Source organism: Alkaliphilus serpentinus, from assembly GCF_009017255.1.
Taxonomy (GTDB): Bacteria; Bacillota; Clostridia; order Peptostreptococcales; family Natronincolaceae; genus Alkaliphilus_D; species Alkaliphilus_D serpentinus.
This window is the reverse complement of the sequence record NZ_WBZB01000024.1, coordinates 97,226-113,043: the sequence shown is the minus strand read 5'-3', so window position 1 is coordinate 113,043 and position 15,818 is coordinate 97,226. Positions and strand designations below refer to the sequence as shown.

At 37.8% G+C, this 15,818-nt stretch carries 12 protein-coding genes and 1 pseudogene; 5 read left to right on the top strand and 8 right to left on the bottom strand.

Annotation, left to right across the window (positions count from 1 at the left end; translation table 11 throughout):
- Positions 1–190 precede the first annotated feature (190 nt).
- The 6 genes and pseudogenes from F8153_RS08230 to F8153_RS08205 all read right to left on the bottom strand — a co-directional run bounded on the left by F8153_RS08230 (position 191) and on the right by F8153_RS08205 (position 5,586).
- Positions 191–550 carry a hypothetical protein gene (locus F8153_RS08230; protein WP_151865875.1) on the bottom strand — a complete coding sequence of 120 codons (360 nt, stop codon included), beginning with the start codon at positions 548–550 and terminating at the stop codon, positions 191–193.
- 132 nt (positions 551–682) lie between these two features.
- On the bottom strand, positions 683–1,891 hold the full coding sequence (locus F8153_RS08225; protein ID WP_151865874.1) for a cation:proton antiporter: 1,209 nt from the start codon (positions 1,889–1,891) through the stop codon (positions 683–685).
- A 24-nt stretch (positions 1,892–1,915) separates the two neighbouring features.
- A complete protein-coding gene (locus F8153_RS08220; RefSeq protein WP_151865873.1) occupies positions 1,916–2,260 on the bottom strand; it encodes a hypothetical protein in 345 nt (114 codons plus the stop codon).
- A 182-nt stretch (positions 2,261–2,442) separates the two neighbouring features.
- A pseudogene (locus tag F8153_RS16660) lies at positions 2,443–2,966 on the bottom strand (BsuPI-related putative proteinase inhibitor).
- Between the two features lie 607 nt (positions 2,967–3,573).
- Entirely contained in the window at positions 3,574–4,563 is a 990-nt protein-coding gene (locus F8153_RS08210; RefSeq protein WP_151865871.1) for a LacI family DNA-binding transcriptional regulator, read from the bottom strand.
- 132 nt (positions 4,564–4,695) lie between these two features.
- The gene (locus F8153_RS08205) at positions 4,696–5,586 is read right to left on the bottom strand and encodes a LysR family transcriptional regulator (protein ID WP_151865870.1); all 891 of its coding nucleotides are present in this window, start codon (positions 5,584–5,586) and stop codon (positions 4,696–4,698) included.
- A 98-nt stretch (positions 5,587–5,684) separates the two neighbouring features.
- On the opposite strand from F8153_RS08205, the gene F8153_RS08200 reads away from it, so the two are divergent.
- Positions 5,685–9,488 carry a phosphoribosylformylglycinamidine synthase gene (locus tag F8153_RS08200; RefSeq protein ID WP_330577767.1) on the top strand — a complete coding sequence of 1,268 codons (3,804 nt, stop codon included), beginning with the start codon at positions 5,685–5,687 and terminating at the stop codon, positions 9,486–9,488.
- Between the two features lie 143 nt (positions 9,489–9,631).
- Positions 9,632–11,143, top strand: a complete 1,512-nt coding sequence (locus F8153_RS08195) for a methyl-accepting chemotaxis protein (protein WP_151865869.1) — start codon at positions 9,632–9,634, stop codon at positions 11,141–11,143.
- Positions 11,144–11,295: 152 nt separating this feature from the next.
- Here F8153_RS08195 and amrA read toward each other — a convergent pair whose 3' ends face one another.
- Positions 11,296–12,039 (bottom strand): AmmeMemoRadiSam system protein A, encoded by a 744-nt coding sequence (gene amrA, locus F8153_RS08190; RefSeq protein WP_207707706.1) that lies wholly within the window; start codon positions 12,037–12,039, stop codon positions 11,296–11,298.
- Between the two features lie 518 nt (positions 12,040–12,557).
- Between amrA and F8153_RS08185 the strand changes: the two genes are divergently transcribed.
- Both F8153_RS08185 and F8153_RS08180 read left to right on the top strand, forming a co-directional pair.
- On the top strand, positions 12,558–13,289 hold the full coding sequence (locus tag F8153_RS08185) for a glycerophosphodiester phosphodiesterase (protein ID WP_151865868.1): 732 nt from the start codon (positions 12,558–12,560) through the stop codon (positions 13,287–13,289).
- 31 nt (positions 13,290–13,320) lie between these two features.
- On the top strand, positions 13,321–14,577 hold the full coding sequence (locus F8153_RS08180; RefSeq protein WP_151865867.1) for an MFS transporter: 1,257 nt from the start codon (positions 13,321–13,323) through the stop codon (positions 14,575–14,577).
- A 63-nt stretch (positions 14,578–14,640) separates the two neighbouring features.
- Here the strand turns inward: F8153_RS08180 and F8153_RS08175 are convergent, their stop codons facing one another.
- Positions 14,641–14,967 carry a 4a-hydroxytetrahydrobiopterin dehydratase gene (locus F8153_RS08175; protein WP_243136936.1) on the bottom strand — a complete coding sequence of 109 codons (327 nt, stop codon included), beginning with the start codon at positions 14,965–14,967 and terminating at the stop codon, positions 14,641–14,643.
- A gap of 91 nt (positions 14,968–15,058) precedes the next feature.
- On the opposite strand from F8153_RS08175, the gene nfsA reads away from it, so the two are divergent.
- The gene (gene nfsA / locus F8153_RS08170) at positions 15,059–15,796 is read left to right on the top strand and encodes an oxygen-insensitive NADPH nitroreductase (RefSeq protein WP_151865866.1); all 738 of its coding nucleotides are present in this window, start codon (positions 15,059–15,061) and stop codon (positions 15,794–15,796) included.
- Positions 15,797–15,818 lie beyond the last annotated feature (22 nt).

The window sequence follows — 15,818 nt, the reverse complement described above, 5'->3', positions numbered from 1 at the left end:
TCCTTTATCCTCTACAAAAAATTTATATCATCAGAATGTTTCCACTGTGTTTTATGCAATTATCAGTAATTAATAGTTATTATACATTATTCATTTTGATTGCAACTCATGCTTGATTAAATGAATGATTCTTCAAAAAAACCAAAAGAATCCTTCGTATAAAAGGATTCTAAATGGTTATTATAAACTTCTAAATGATATTATTAGGATTTTCTTTTAAACCCCGCACCTTCCCTATTGGAATAGAAAACATGATTCCAACTCCTTTTTTATTAAAATCACCAACCAATTTATCTACAGCATCCATTGCTTGCTCTAATAATTCCTCATCTTCAATAATGGTAAAAATCGTTTTGTTAAAGGGTCTAGAGCTGTAAAGGAAGCTCCTTAAAGAATCAAAAATGGGCGACTTTTCACTTCTATTTACCAAGGCACTGGCCATGCCTTGACTATCAAGTATCGTAGCACCTTTAATTCCTATCGTGACAAACTCTGTTAATATATCGTCCAAGTACTCAGTTCTATTTAAAACAATAAACAGTGCATGCATTTGTCATACCTCCCTTATACTAATCTACAACATTATTATATATGCAACTGATGTTTTATTACAATAGTAATGAAACATTGTCAAACAAAAATAACAAAAGGACCCTTAGGTCCTTGAAATTTTCTTATTAGTTTATACACTTTTTGCAGGTTTAGGGATGACAGTTTTCTTACTACTGGGTATTTCTCCTGCCCTTTCTATTGCTATTTTGGCGGCAACAGGGCCAATTAACTCATATACAAAGACACCACCAAGAACAATGGTACTAAGGGTTCCTCCTATATCAGGTAATTGTTGTTTTACCACAATGGCCAATCCTATAGCCACCCCAGCCTGAGGTAATAATCCTAGACCAAGATACTTCACGATCACATCTGGATAATCAACAACCTTAGCTCCAATGGCTGAGCCAATGATTTTTCCAGCTGCTCTGGCCAGCACATATCCCAATCCAATATAACCTAGCTTTGATAGAACCGTTAAGTGAAGCCCTGCTCCAGCTAGAGTAAAGAAAAAGAGGTATACTGGCGGGGTAAAGTAATTAAGTCCCTCAAATGCTCTTCTAGGGTTTTGCATCAGATTGGTTATGGTTGCGCCAATTGACATACATAGCAATATCGGTGATAGATGTAGGGTATTTGCTAATCCTGCCCCTGCTATAACCAATGCTATTACGATGGTTTGAAGCTCGTCCTGTTTTTTTGCCTTGTTGGCTAGAAAAACCAGGATTGCTCCAATGATTACTCCAACTATCAAAGATCCAAATATCTCAGCTACAGGGTGAATGAGCATTTGTAGTAGCGAAGCATTAGTACTACCGGTGGTGATTTTAACCACTGCCATAGCTATGCCAAAGCTCATGACACATATGGCATCATCTATAGCCACCACTGGCAAAATGGTTTTTGTTAATGGTCCATTGGCATTATATTGCTTTATAACCATTGTTGTAGCCGCTGGTGCCGTAGCAGCAGCTATTGCACCCAATAGTATACTTAGTTGAAAACTTTGGTTTAATAAGAAATAGGATGTAGAAAAAACCGCAATAATCGTTAAAAATGCCTGAAAGAATGTGACAATAAAGATCTTTTTTCCAACCTTCACAAGGTCTTTATAGTAAAATTCACTACCTATACTAAAGGCTATTGCAGCCAATGCAACCTCACTAACAATTGAAAAATTCGATATGTCTCCATCATTAATTACCTTTAAAAAGGATGGTCCAATTAATAGTCCCCCAATTAAATAACCCGTTACATTTGGTAATTTTAATAGCTTTGCTAACCTGCCTCCTAAAATACCTACCAAAAGTACTACACTAATCTTAATAAGAATGTCCAATTATGATGCGCCTCCTAATTATTGTTATTGCTTTGGTACTCCACAAATCTTCCCTACAGGTATTGAAAACATGATTCCTAGCCCTTTATGATTAAAGCCACCAACCAGCCTGTTAACCGAATTCATTGCCTCATCCAGTAGTTCATCCGTCTCAACAAGGGTAAATATGGTTTTATTGAAGGGCCTAGAGCTATCTAAAAAGCTCCGCAGAGATCCGAATATCGGGACCTTATCATTATTATTTACAAGGGCGCTGGCCATTCCTTGACTATCTAAAATCGTAGCTCCCTTGACTCCAATGTTTACAAACTCCGTTAAAATGTCATCCAAATACTCAGTTTTGTTTAAAACAATAAACAATACATGCATTTGTTCTTCCTCCTCAAATTTATTACCTATAAAATTATACTCCTAGTACAAGTATAAATACAATAGCTGGAAATAAAGATGTATTATTCCCCCTAGCTTAAATATTCTGATAATTTTATAATAGTAAAATCAAAAAAGCCCCCTAGGGGCTCTTCAGTGAACTCTATTAATTTAAGTAATACCTACAATTCAAACTCTATAATGGTGTTGAAATCCTCTGTATCCACCTCACCTGTGTTCATAATAATGATGGAAATTTCTGCTTGATATTTACCTTCCTTAACAATATTTCCTTCTTTATCGGTTTTGTCCCAAGTGTCAGACCAGGCCATTTCAGCTCCTGCCTCTATCTCTTTATATTGTAAAGCCATTGTAAAGAATTATCATCAGAATAACGATATACTTCCTCACCCTCCTCATTGGTTACAACAATTTCAAATTGTTGACCAGAAGAGAAATGAATTTCCCTAGATTCTTCAGAGTGATTCTTAAGGTTAAAATTAAAGATTACTTCATCTTCCTCCACATTTGCTGTAGCCCTTGTTTCAAAATCCTTAGATGCTTCTTTCTCAGTTATTTCCTCTTCGTTAATTAAATCAATATATCTACTGATTAATGTAATAGCTTCCCCGTAGGTTAGGTTCTCCTTAGGGTCAAATTTTCCATTGCCCTTACCTTTAACCAAACCCTTAAAGTATGCAATCATAATATTGCTTCTATAATCAAAATCAATTTCCATTTCGTCCTCGAAAACAATTACCATCGGAACTACAACATCACCTAAAATCGCCCCGGTTGTCTTACTCCAATATTTTACTAATGCATCTACAACTGCTTCCCTAGTTACGTTATCTAATTGAAACTCTTCCTCATTAGGTGCCATAAGCTCCACCATCACCCTAAAGTCTTCTTCAGTTACAGCTTTATCAAATTGTATGCTATTGATAAAATCTGCTGCGTCAGGATAAAGCTCTATAATCTTATTTGCATAGGGTTTAGCCCAGTGGTCAGTATCTGCGTATACCGTACCACCTAAAATTGATATAATTAATATGGATAAAATCATTAGTACTGAAAACTTTTTCACCTTTATCAATCCTTTCATTTTTTCACTCATTTATCTATATAGACGTAGTCCTGATTAAAATGTTCCATTAATCAAAGCAAATTTTAAAGTTTTGGTAGATTTTTTTATGAGATAATCTATCAGTATTTAAGTATCATATTCTATCAATTACCCATCATCCGGATTAAATATGCAAAAAATTATTATAAAAAACCCCTTTCCATTATTTTAGGAAAGGGGATTCTATTTAGCTGGTTTCCCGTTCTATAATACTGTAATTCAATATAATTTTATCTGATTCTAAGGCATCATCATTTAATATCTTCGTAAGGACCCTCATCCCTATGGCTCCCAGCTCATACATAGGTTGTGCTACCGTTGTTAGGGATGGAAATAGCTTTTCTGATATATCAAGATTGTCAAAGCCTACAATTGCTAACTCTTCTGGTATCTTGATTCCCATTTCCTGAGCTGCTCTTAAAACACCAATTGCCATCTCATCTGTTGCAGCAAAAATTGCCGTTGGAGGTTCTTTTAAATCTAAAAGCATTTTAGCCCCCTCATAACCACTCTTATAGCGGAGGTCCCCTTCAATAACCAATTCCTCTTTAAATTCAATTCCATCTTCCTCTAATGCCATTTTATAGCCTTCAAGTCTGGCAACTCCGTAGGCTGGATCAGTGACCTTACCAGTGAGTAAGCCAATATGCTTGTGCCCCTTTTTTATTAAGTACTTAACCATTGCCTTACCGGCCTTCACATGATCGATAGAAACCGAAGGTACATCTATATAATCTGCTCCTATAAGTACGACGGGGATATTGGTTAATTTAATTTTAGTATACAAATCCTCTGCTACCTCATTACCCATTAAAACAATACCATCCACTTGCTTTTCTTCTAGAGCATCAAAATATTGTAGCTCTTTATCTCTGTCTCTATCGGTATTGCATAGGAAGATATTATATTTATACATATTGGCTATATCTTCTACTCCCCTTACCACCTCTGGGAAAAACTGATTTGAGATGTCAGGAATCATAATGCCAATAGTTTTAGTGTTCTTTATTTTTAAACTCCTAGCAATGGCATTGGGCTTATACCCCAGCTCTCTGATGGCATCCATAACCCTTTGTTGGGTTTCTGACTTTACCACCTTGCTTTCATTAACCACTCTGGATACTGTAGATATTGAAACCCCTGCCTTTTTAGCAACATCCTTTATATTGAACTTCATATTCCAACACCTCATTTCACATTGATTAAGTAATAATTTTATTATATCGAAGTTATTTTGTCAATATTCTGACTACTATTACCTTCCTTATTAACTTTGCAAGGATTTTTAGATTGGGGTTTAGTCTTATTATTAATTAGCCTCTATTACCTCAATAAACTTAGTAGCAGCATGGGAATCAGGTATGGTTACATTGGTAAGGATCGCCATAGACCTACTGGGAATAGCCTCTTTAACCTTTATTTCATATAATTCTTCATTAATAAGGTCCTCCCTTACTACCTCTTCCACCGCAAAGGATACTCCCAAACCAATTTTCGTTAGCTCCACCATTAGCTCAATGCTGCTTAACTCAATTTCAGGCTCCAGCTTTACATCATTATTCAGTAAATAGTCGTTAAAAAACTTCCTGGTGGTAGAGTTTTTTTCAAGCATCAGTATTGGATATTGCGATAACTCCCTCAAAGTTAACTCCCGTTGAGCTAGGGCTCGATACTTTTTACCAACAATAAACTTATCCTGGATATTTTTTACCCCATGGATTTTCAGGTTCTTATCTACAAAGCCTTCCGGGATATTTACCACCGCTAAATCTATATTGCCCTTTATTAAAAGGTCCATGCAAACCGGCGAGGTTCTACTGGTAATTTTAATTTTTATACCAGGATAAAGTTTATGAAATTTTTCTAAATGGGGTATAAGGTAGTACTTACATATGGTGTCGCTGGCACCAATCCAAAGCTCTCCTTGGGTTAAATCCTTCATGGAGGATATGCTGTCTTCACCTCTTTTAAGAAAATTTAAGGCCTGCTCCACATGGTTAAATAGCACCTTTCCCTCCTTGGTTAACTTAACCCTCTTTGTATGACGATTAAAGAGTTTGCAATCAAGGGCCTCTTCTAGGGCTTTTATAGCTTGACTAACGGCAGACTGGGATATAAATAAAGCTTCGGCTGCCTTTGAAAAACTCAATTCCTTAGCTACATAGTAAAAGGTTTTATATAGCTCAAAGCGTATATCCATTTATAATCACTCCTTATGTTATTTATAATTAACATTAATTTCATTAATTAATTATAATGTGTTAAACTGACCTTGTAAAGGCAACGGAGAAAATATTAATGGAGTTGATAAATATGGAGAATACAGTAAGAAGAATTTATGTAGAGAAGAAGCCTGGCTATGATGTAGAAGCTCAACACCTATTTTTCGATTTAAAAAAACATCTTAAAATAAAGAATCTAGCGAAACTACGACTCATAAATTGTTACGATATAGCTGGGATATCCCAGGAAGTATACCAGCAGGCTAGATCTACAATATTTTCCGAGGCAACCATCGACTTTGTTTATGACGAAAACCTAGAAATTGAAGAAGGCACCCAGGCCTTTGCTATGGAATATCTGCCTGGTCAATATGATCAACGGGCTGATTCAGCAGCCCAATGCATACAGATTCTGACCCAAGGGGAAGCTCCTACCCTTCAAACCAGCCAGGTTATAGTACTATATGGGGACATTAGCTATGACGAAATAAATAGAATAAAGGGCTATTGTATCAATCCTGTAGATTCTAGAGAAGCCCCACTGGAGAAGCCCCAAAGCATAAAGGTTCATATAAAGCAGCCTGATGATGTATCTACCCTTGAAGGCTTTATAGAGTTAAAGCCTCACCAGTTAACTACTTATAAGGAAAAAATGGACTTTGTTATGTCTATAGAAGATCTTGAATTCTGCCAGTCTTATTTTAGAGACGAAGAGAAAAGAAATCCAACCCTTACAGAAATGAAGGTGATTGACACCTATTGGTCGGATCATTGCAGACACACCACCTTTTTAACCAGTATTGACAAGGTTACCATAGAAAAAAAACATTTTGGTGAAGCAATAGATCAGGCATACAAAAGCTACTTAAGGGACAGAGAATATGTTTATGGTGATGAAAAACGGCCTATAACCCTAATGGATATCGCTGTTATGGGTATGAAAAGGCTTAAAAAGGAAGGTAAGCTTAAAGACCTAGACCTTTCAGACGAAATCAATGCCTGTAGTATTGTGGTTGAAGCTGAGATTAATGGCACAAAGGAAGATTGGCTAGTGATGTTTAAAAATGAAACCCATAATCATCCTACTGAAATCGAACCCTTTGGCGGAGCCGCCACTTGCTTAGGTGGAGCTATTAGAGATCCCCTTTCTGGTAGAGTGTATGTATATCAAGCCATGCGGGTAACCGGAAGTGGAGATCCTCGAAAAGGGATTTCAGAAACCTTAGCTGGAAAGCTTCCCCAAAGGAAAATAACCACAGGTGCCGCAGCTGGTTACAGCTCCTATGGAAATCAAATTGGCTTAGCTACCGGACATGTTTCAGAGATTTATGATGAAGGCTTTGTTGCTAAAAGAATGGAAATTGGAGCTGTTATAGGTGCTGCTCCAAAGGCTAATGTCGTTAGAAGGAAGCCAGTCGAAGGAGATGTTGTGATCCTCCTTGGTGGCAGAACCGGAAGAGATGGATGCGGAGGAGCAACTGGTTCCTCTGTGGAACATACAGAGGATTCTATTTTAACTTGCGGAGCAGAAGTACAAAAGGGAAACCCTCCCACAGAAAGGAAAATACAAAGATTGTTCAGAAACCCTAATGCCAGCAGGCTAATCAAAAAATGTAATGACTTTGGTGCTGGTGGAGTTTCCGTTGCCATAGGTGAATTAACCGATGGCCTAGATATTAACCTAGATGCCATTCCTAAAAAATACGAGGGTTTAGATGGAACTGAGCTTGCCATTTCAGAGTCTCAGGAGAGGATGGCAGTGGTGGTTTCAAATAAAGATGCCCAAGAGTTTATAAACCTTTCAGCAGAAGAAAATCTTGAGGCTGTAATAGTGGCCAAGGTAACCTCCTTGAACCGACTGAGAATGACCTGGAGAGATAAGCTGATTGTAGATATATCTAGGGATTTCTTAAATACTAATGGTGTAGAGCAGCACACCGAGGTCTATGTAAAGGAGCCTTCAATTTCAGAGAACTATTTCTCACAAAGGACGCAAAAAACCTCCACTGGACTTCGGCAACATTGGTTGGATAATTTAAAGAATATAAATATTGCATCAAAAAAGGGCCTAATTGAAAGGTTTGATAGTACTGTAGGCAGTGGCACCCTCCTGATGCCCTTCGGTGGAAAATATCAAGGAACCCCTACAGAGGGAATGGCGGCTAAACTACCAGTGGAATCTGGTGACACCACCACTGGAACCCTTATGACCTACGGTTATAATCCTAAAATTGGGAAGTGGAGCCCCTTCCATGGTGGACTCTATGCCATAATTGAAGCTGTAGCAAAGGTGGTGGCCATGGGTGGTAACCACGAAAATACTCGTTTAAGTCTACAGGAGTATTTTGAGAAACTAGGTAGCAATCCAGAAAAGTGGGGTAAGCCCTTTAGTGCTCTATTAGGAGCCCATTATGCCCAAATGGAGCTGGGTATTCCAGCCATTGGAGGTAAAGACAGCATGTCCGGCACTTTTAAAGACCTAAATGTTCCTCCAACCCTAGTGGCCTTCACAGCAACTCCTGTAGATATTAGAAATATCATTACCCCCGAACTTAAGGGTTGTGGAAATACCATCCTCCTTATTCCAATTGAGAGGGATTTTAAGGAAATCCCCAAATTTAAAGAATTAAAAAGGGTCTACCATCAGATCACTAAGCTTATTGGTGAAGAAAAAATCATCTCAGCCTACACAATTGGCCAGGGTGGACTGGCAGCCTCCCTTAGCAAGATGGCCTTTGGCAACGGCATTGGTGTATCCCTTTCATCAGAAATTATCAATTTACAGAAAGAAAAAAATCTACTTTTTTCTCCTGACTATGGCAGTCTGTTGGTGGAGGTTCCTAAGGATGTAGATATCCCATCAGCCTTTATAGATATCTCCTATATAACTGTAGGTACTTCTAAAAAGGCTCCTACAATTGAGGCAGGGGAAATGGCCATAGACCTTATGGAGGCTCAAAGGGTATGGGAAGAGCCATTAGAGGATATATTCCCCACAAAGATTCATGCATCCATTAGTAGGTCAATAGAAACCTTATGCTATCATGCAACCACCACAAGGAAACCCTCTGTCAGATTGGCTAAGCCTAGGGTTCTTATTCCAGTTTTTCCGGGTACCAATTGTGAGTATGATGTAAAGAAGGTCTTTCAAGAGGCTGGGGGAAAGGCTGAAACCTTTATCTTTAGAAATGTTACCTCAGGAGATATTGAAGCTTCAATAAAAGAACTATCCAATAGGATAGATTCATCCCAAATCATTATGCTACCAGGGGGCTTCAGTGGTGGTGATGAGCCCGATGGTTCGGGAAAGTTCATTGCCACAGTCTTTAGAAACCCAAGAATAGCGGCTTCAGTTATGGAGCTATTGAATAAAAGGAATGGCCTGATATTAGGAATTTGTAATGGTTTTCAAGCCCTTATAAAGCTCGGTCTCCTACCCTATGGTGAAATAAGGGAAATAAATGAAGGTTCCCCTACCCTTACCTTCAACGAGATTGGTAGGCATATATCCTGCATAACCGATACCAGAATAGCCTCTAATTTGTCCCCATGGCTTAGCAATGTGAAGGTAGGGGATATCCACGGAATACCTGTATCCCATGGCGAGGGTCGGTTTGTAGCAAATGAAATAGAGATGCAGAAGTTGATTGATAATGGTCAAATAGCAACTCAATATGTTGACCCATCAGGCAAAGCTACCTACGATATAGGATATAACCCCAACGGCTCCTATTATGCTGTTGAAGGGATTACAAGCCCCGATGGTAGAATACTGGGAAAAATGGGGCACTCTGAGCGCATAGGTAAATATCTTTATAAAAATATTCCTCAGGAAAAGGATCAAAAATTATTTCAATCTGGAGTAGAATATTTTAGTTAGTTAAAAAGGCCAGAAAGCCATCTTGCCTTCTAGCCTTTTTATCACCTTAATTATATTGTTTAGATTCAGTAAAGGACTTTGTCAAATTATGTCGAACTATATATTGATTAAATATTCAATATATTTAAAATGGGGGTGTACTTATGTCAAAGGTTAGTTTAGCAAACTATGACGTTCTGAAGGTTAGTAGGTTTAATACTATTTTAATTGCTATCTTTTCTTTATTACTAACAGCCCAAGCCTATTTTAATGGAGATGGCTCTTATACCCATACTCTGAAAGTGGGGAGTGCAACTGCCTCGGCTACCATCGTTGCATTTATCGTATATCTGCTAATGAGAAAGAATTTCATTAAGGTTTCTATTGGAGGAACTATCGTATGCTTAGCTCCTTTGGGGGGTGGTCTGTCATTATTGTATTTGAGTGAAGGCACAATTTCTACAAGGGTCTTTCTGGTTTTTTGTATTTGTATTTGTCAAGTGGCACTATATTTTAGAAAGCAAATGATCTTGTATTATGCCATTATATTTAACATTTTTATCTTAGCCTACTACTATAAGTTTCCCCAATATCTAATGGGAAATATCGAAGAGATCTCTAGGGAATTCCTTTCCAGAATGATTATACTAAACTGTATTTTTCTTGTCCTTTATTTCCTCACCAAATGGGGTAATGAATATATTGCAACTGCCATAGAAAAGGAGAAGCAAGGGAGGGACTTGTTAGACAAGCTCAATAGTACAATGAAAAAGCTCCAGGGGGGGATAGTAATACTGAATGAAAGCATCTCAAAATCCAGTAAAGGTATTGAGGATATTAAAGAGGCTAGTAGTAGTATTACCCTATCTATAAATGAAATCTCCAAGGGGGTTGAAGAGGAGGCCTCTGAGGTATATACCATATCCAACTCCATGACCAACGCCTCTATGTCTATAGCTGAAGTAAAGCAGCTTTCCAATGAGGTTAAGTCTATATCTGATACCATTATCGATATTGTTTCAGCAAATTCCAAGGAAATTAACAAAATGAATCACCAGATGAATACAATAAGGACCTCAGTAAGCTCCTCCCTTTCAACAGTAACTGAATTGCAGGATAGTATGAGTCACATAAGTTCTTTCCTATCTGGAATTACCGACATAGCTGAGCAAACCAACCTTTTAGCTTTAAATGCTGCCATTGAAGCAGCAAGGGCAGGAGAATCTGGCAAGGGCTTTGCAGTTGTAGCCGATGAGGTTAGAAAGCTGGCAGAGGAAAGCAATAAAACTGCTAAGGAAATTCATGATATTATTATAAGAACCCAAGAGAAAGCCAAAATTGCCCTTGAGAGGGCCCTGGAGGGTAATAGTGCTGTTGAAATTGGTACTGGTGTAGTTAAGGAAGTACATCAAGGTTTCGAAACCATTAAGGATTCCTTTAGTACAATGGGTATGAAGATTAAAAAGGAAGATTCTATGATAGAAGAAATTTCAAGCACCTTTAGCACTGTACAGGAAAAACTGGAATCTATTGCTGCAATATCAGAAGAACACGCAGCTGCTACCCAAGAGATTCTAGCATCAATAGAAAATGAAAATAGCAGAATTATTGATCTTGCCGATGAAACAAAAATTATTAAAGACCTAAGTAATGATTTGGACAACCTGTGTAGATAAACACCCTTTCAAAAATACCCTCCTAAGGCATTATTACATGAATGAATGTTGCTTTAGGAGGTTTTATATTTCAACTATCTCTTCTAATTATGAAGTCTTTTATTTGGTTTTACCTATATATTTTTCTCTAAATCAGTAACCCTTTTGTCCCACTACTCATACCTGATAACCTCAAAACGATAGAGGTTGACCTCTTCTCCTTTACTTATCCCAGCCTTCTCCTTGGCTATATCCACCTGCTGCTGGGGAGTATCCACCCCTTCTAGATCCGGCAACAGCAATCCTCTTCTGCCTTTACTTTCCACCACTACACCATATTTCTTCACATCTAAATCTTGGATTGCTGATATAGCCTCAATTTCACCCAAGCCATCCACCTTTATTTCTAAATCCTCTAATTCATTACTTCTTACGGGGTAAAATCTTGGGTCTTCAGAAGCTGCCTTCACGGCATTATGGATGATTTCCTCCGCAAGATTCTCCATGGTTGCCATAGTGGTTCCAATACATCCCCGAAGATGACCATTGTTGTGGATAGAGACAAAGGTCCCAGCTCGTTTCTTTTCCAAATCCTCAAGGGCCTCCCTCGGTAAAATGATATCCATAAAGGCTTCCCAATCTAAATATTTACCCTTTTGAACCCATTCCTCTACTGCCGCCCTTGCCAATGCCACATAGATATTTTCTGTTCTCTTTTTAAGGTCGTAAATATCCCTTCTTTCATTTATATGCTTATCTAAAAGGCTATCTCGATTTCTCACACCTGCTTCAATAAAGGCAGCAATCTCCCTTAAGCCCTTTATGGTTTTTTCGGCTTCTTTTTCCCTACCTCCACCGATGTCCTCCATAATTATGGGGGGATGGGGACTAATTGCAACTCCTATTAGCTTACCCATATTAACACCTCCAAGAATTTCTATATATTAACATTCCCCAAATATACATGCTTTAAATATTTTTCTGCAATATTTTTTATTTTAATCTACCAACTGAATGGGTACAGCTTTTAGGCATGAAATGGTAGAGGGATTTTTTTTATGGGACTAGTGTTATGGTTTAGCCTTTATAAATATTTACTAGCATGGTGAAATAGTGCATCTAATAACTTCAAATAGTCAGTTTAGTCTGATGCTTAAAAGTGGCATAGCAGCCTCATCTCATTGTCTTATATACTAGAACTGAAATACTTATTCAATAGTTATGCGTGTTTCGAATTGTCAATAAATAGTTGGAAATACAGATAAGACATTGTTTGATATTGGTTTCATTATCATTAATAATAAAATAAAGGCATATTATTGAATGCTTATTTGCTATTGCAATTTATGATTGAAAATTAACATAAAATTTATCTGTCAAAAGAAGGATTTTCTAGAGATTTTAATAATTTATATAATAGAAGGGAGGAGATATATTGAAAGCCACAAAGATCATAGCCCACAGGGGAGCCAGTGGCTACGCTCCAGAAAATACAATGAAGGCCTTTGAAATAGCCCTTGACCTTAAAGCCCATGGGATAGAACTGGATCTTCATATGAGTTCCGACGGTCAACTGATTGTATGCCATGATGAAAGGGTGGATAGAACCACCAATGGTAGCGGATTTATTAGGGATTTAACCCTCAAGGAAATAAAGGCCTTAGACGCCGGCAGCTGGTTTGGTTCAAAATTTAAAAACCAAAGAGTCCCAACCCTACAAGAGGTTCTAGACCTATTAAGAAATAGGGATCTATTGTTAAATATTGAGCTAAAAAGTGGCCCAATTTTCTATCCAAATATCGAAAGGGAAGTAATTAAGGTGATTGAGGATTATGGACTAATGGAAAACACCATTATATCCTCCTTCAACCATTATTCTTTATTAGAGGTTAAGAGGATTTATAATCGGGTGAAAACAGCTCCCCTTTATATGGCAGGGATTGTATCGCCATGGAAGTACGCAATGGATATAGGAGCCGATGGAATTCATCCCTATTTTTATAATGTTACACCGGAGCTGGTTAAGCTTTCAGCTGAGAAGGGGCTCTTTGTTAATACCTTTACTGTCAATGAACCTCAATATCTGAAATATGCCATTGATTGTGGAATTTCTGGGGTGATCACCAACTACCCTGACAGGGGCTTGGCTATATTAAAGGAAAGATAACAACAAAATATACGTGAAAGGGAGAATATTCATGAAGTTAAACTATCGAAGGACCTTTGTCCTGGGCCTTGGCTTCTTTTGTATTAGTTTGGTATGGCCCCTCTATAACTTTTATATCCCGCTTTTTTTAAAGAACTATATTAACAGTCAATTTTTGATTAACTCTATTATGACCTTTGACAACATTTTGGCTATATCACTAATTCCCTATTTTGCCAGCTTAAGTGATAGAACCCGTACATCAGTAGGTCGACGGATGCCTTTTTTGTTAATTGGTATACCCATTTCTGCAATACTATTTATTATATTACCTAGGTATACCAGCTTCTTATCCTTAATTATTATACTCTTTTTCTTTAATCTCTCTATGTCCATTTATCGAGCTCCTACAGTGGCCTTAATGCCAGACATTACTCCCGCTCCCTTAAGGAGTAAGGCTAATGGAATCATCAACTTCATGGGGGGCTTAGCCTCTGTACTTGTATTGTCAATTGGAGCTTATTTATATAGCTGGAATCCTCACGCTCCCTTTGTTGGAACTGCCATTTTGATGTTTATGGCATTGGCTGTGTTGTTCTTCACTATTAAGGAGCCGGAGGTAGGGGTGCCTGCAGAGGAGGATAAACTTAATATTACAGGAACCATAAAGGAGATTGTGAAGTCAGAGGACAAAACTGTTATGTATGTATTATTGGCCATATTCTTCTGGTTTGTTGGCTATCAGGGGATTGAAGCCACCTTTAGTAACTATAGTGTTTATTTTCTGGATATAGGAGAAAAAATGGGGTCTTTAATTTTAAGTACCTTTGCTGGGGCTTTTTTAGTATTTGCCATACCCAGTGGCTTTGTAGCAACAAAGTTTGGTAAGGTTAGAACAATAAAAGTAGGTATTATAGGCTTAATGACAGTATTTGCCCTATTAGGCTTGGTTAGAGCCACTACGACTATAGCCAATATCCCCTATAATGTTATTATGATGATATTGTTTGGAACAGGTGGCTTCTGTTGGGCTTGTATTAATATTAACTCCTACCCTATGGTTGTAGAGGCCACCACCAGTGAAAAGATTGGCACCTATACAGGTCTTTATTATTTCTTTTCCTCATTGGCAGCCATAACAGGCCCCTTGATTTTTGGATTTTTTGTTGATCTCTTAGGCTATAAGGTGATGTTCTTTATTGGGTCAGCATCCTTTGCATTAGCTCTATTATGCATCTTTAGGATAAAGACAAAGTCACCCAGTATAAAGTCTGGAGAAATTGTTGAAGAAAAAAGTATTAAAGCTTAATTAACTTAAAGTTGACATGACAAAGAACTAGCCTCACGGTTGCTAGTTCTTTTACTTTTTCTACTATAACAATTTTTCCACCTTTGCAGCTAAGACAAAGTCAGCCTCACTCAAACCATCTATTTTATGGGTATAGATGATCAGCTTTACTCTTCCCCATGAAAGATGAATGTCAGGATGGTGGCCCTCTTCCTCTGCCAAGGCTCCAACCTTATTAGTAAATTCAAGGGCCTCTTTAAAATTCTTAAATTTAAACGTTCTTTCGATATGATGAATATCCACTACCATCCAATCCTTAGATAGCTCCTTCATATATTCCATTACCTCAGATGCATCCATAGGAGGAGTACCTATACTACAAGGAATACACTTTTTTTCAGCTAAATTCATAATAATTTCCTCCCTTCTACTAATATAGTTAATTAATACCCACAATAATGGGTAAAATTCATTATAATAACTAAATATAGGAGGAGATTAAATGACGGATGTACTATCCCTTATAAAAAATCACAAATCTATAAGAAAATTTCAAGATAGACCTATAGCAGAAGGCTTAGTTTTAGACTTAATAGAAGCTGCCCAAGCTGCTCCCACATCAAGCTTTATGCAGGCCTATAGTATCATACGGGTTAATGATTCTAACAAAAGAAGGGAAATCGCTAGACTTTCTGGTAATCAACCCTACATAGAGGAGGCCCCACTTTTTTTTGTTTTCTGTGGTGACTTAAATCATATCCACGAGGCTTTAAAGCTTCATTCCAAAAGTATGAAAATGGGTTATACCGAAACCTTTCTTCTAGCTGCTGTAGATGTAAGCCTAGCAGCACAAAATCTATTAATTGCTGCAGAGTCAAGGGGATTAGGTGGAGTATATATAGGGGGAATAAGAAATAACCCACAAGAAATTAGTGACTTATTAAAAATACCTCCCCATGCCTTCCCCATCTTTGGGATGTGCTTAGGGTACCCAGCTCAGCAGCCAGAGGTGAAACCAAGGCTGCCAAAGAAAATGATCTATATGATGGATGAATATAAGCCTTTAGTTAATAGTGATATCTTAAGGACCTACGATGAAGTTGTAAAAAGCTATTATATAAAAAGGACTGGGGGTAAGCTTCAGATAACCTGGTCCCACCAAATGGCAGAGAAAATGGAGGGGGAGCTTCGCCCCCATATGAGGGAATATTTAACCAACCAAGGATTTCAGATGAAATAAGGCACCCAAATGGGTGCCCTTT

Excerpts from the sequence above, each read along its gene's own strand:
- F8153_RS08180 (WP_151865867.1), top strand. The coding sequence starts at position 13,321 with ATGAAGTTAAACTATCGAAGGACCTTTGTCCTGGGCCTTGGCTTCTTT.
- nfsA (WP_151865866.1), top strand. The coding sequence starts at position 15,059 with ATGACGGATGTACTATCCCTTATAAAAAATCACAAATCTATAAGAAAA.
- F8153_RS08205 (WP_151865870.1), bottom strand. The coding sequence starts at position 5,586 with ATGGATATACGCTTTGAGCTATATAAAACCTTTTACTATGTAGCTAAG.
- F8153_RS08230 (WP_151865875.1), bottom strand. The coding sequence starts at position 550 with ATGCATGCACTGTTTATTGTTTTAAATAGAACTGAGTACTTGGACGAT.
- amrA (WP_207707706.1), bottom strand. The coding sequence starts at position 12,039 with ATGGGTAAGCTAATAGGAGTTGCAATTAGTCCCCATCCCCCCATAATT.
- F8153_RS08195 (WP_151865869.1), top strand. The coding sequence starts at position 9,632 with ATGTCAAAGGTTAGTTTAGCAAACTATGACGTTCTGAAGGTTAGTAGG.
- F8153_RS08220 (WP_151865873.1), bottom strand. The coding sequence starts at position 2,260 with ATGCATGTATTGTTTATTGTTTTAAACAAAACTGAGTATTTGGATGAC.
- F8153_RS08210 (WP_151865871.1), bottom strand. The coding sequence starts at position 4,563 with ATGAAGTTCAATATAAAGGATGTTGCTAAAAAGGCAGGGGTTTCAATA.
- F8153_RS08175 (WP_243136936.1), bottom strand. The coding sequence starts at position 14,967 with ATGAATTTAGCTGAAAAAAAGTGTATTCCTTGTAGTATAGGTACTCCT.
- F8153_RS08200 (WP_330577767.1), top strand. The coding sequence starts at position 5,685 with ATGGAGTTGATAAATATGGAGAATACAGTAAGAAGAATTTATGTAGAG.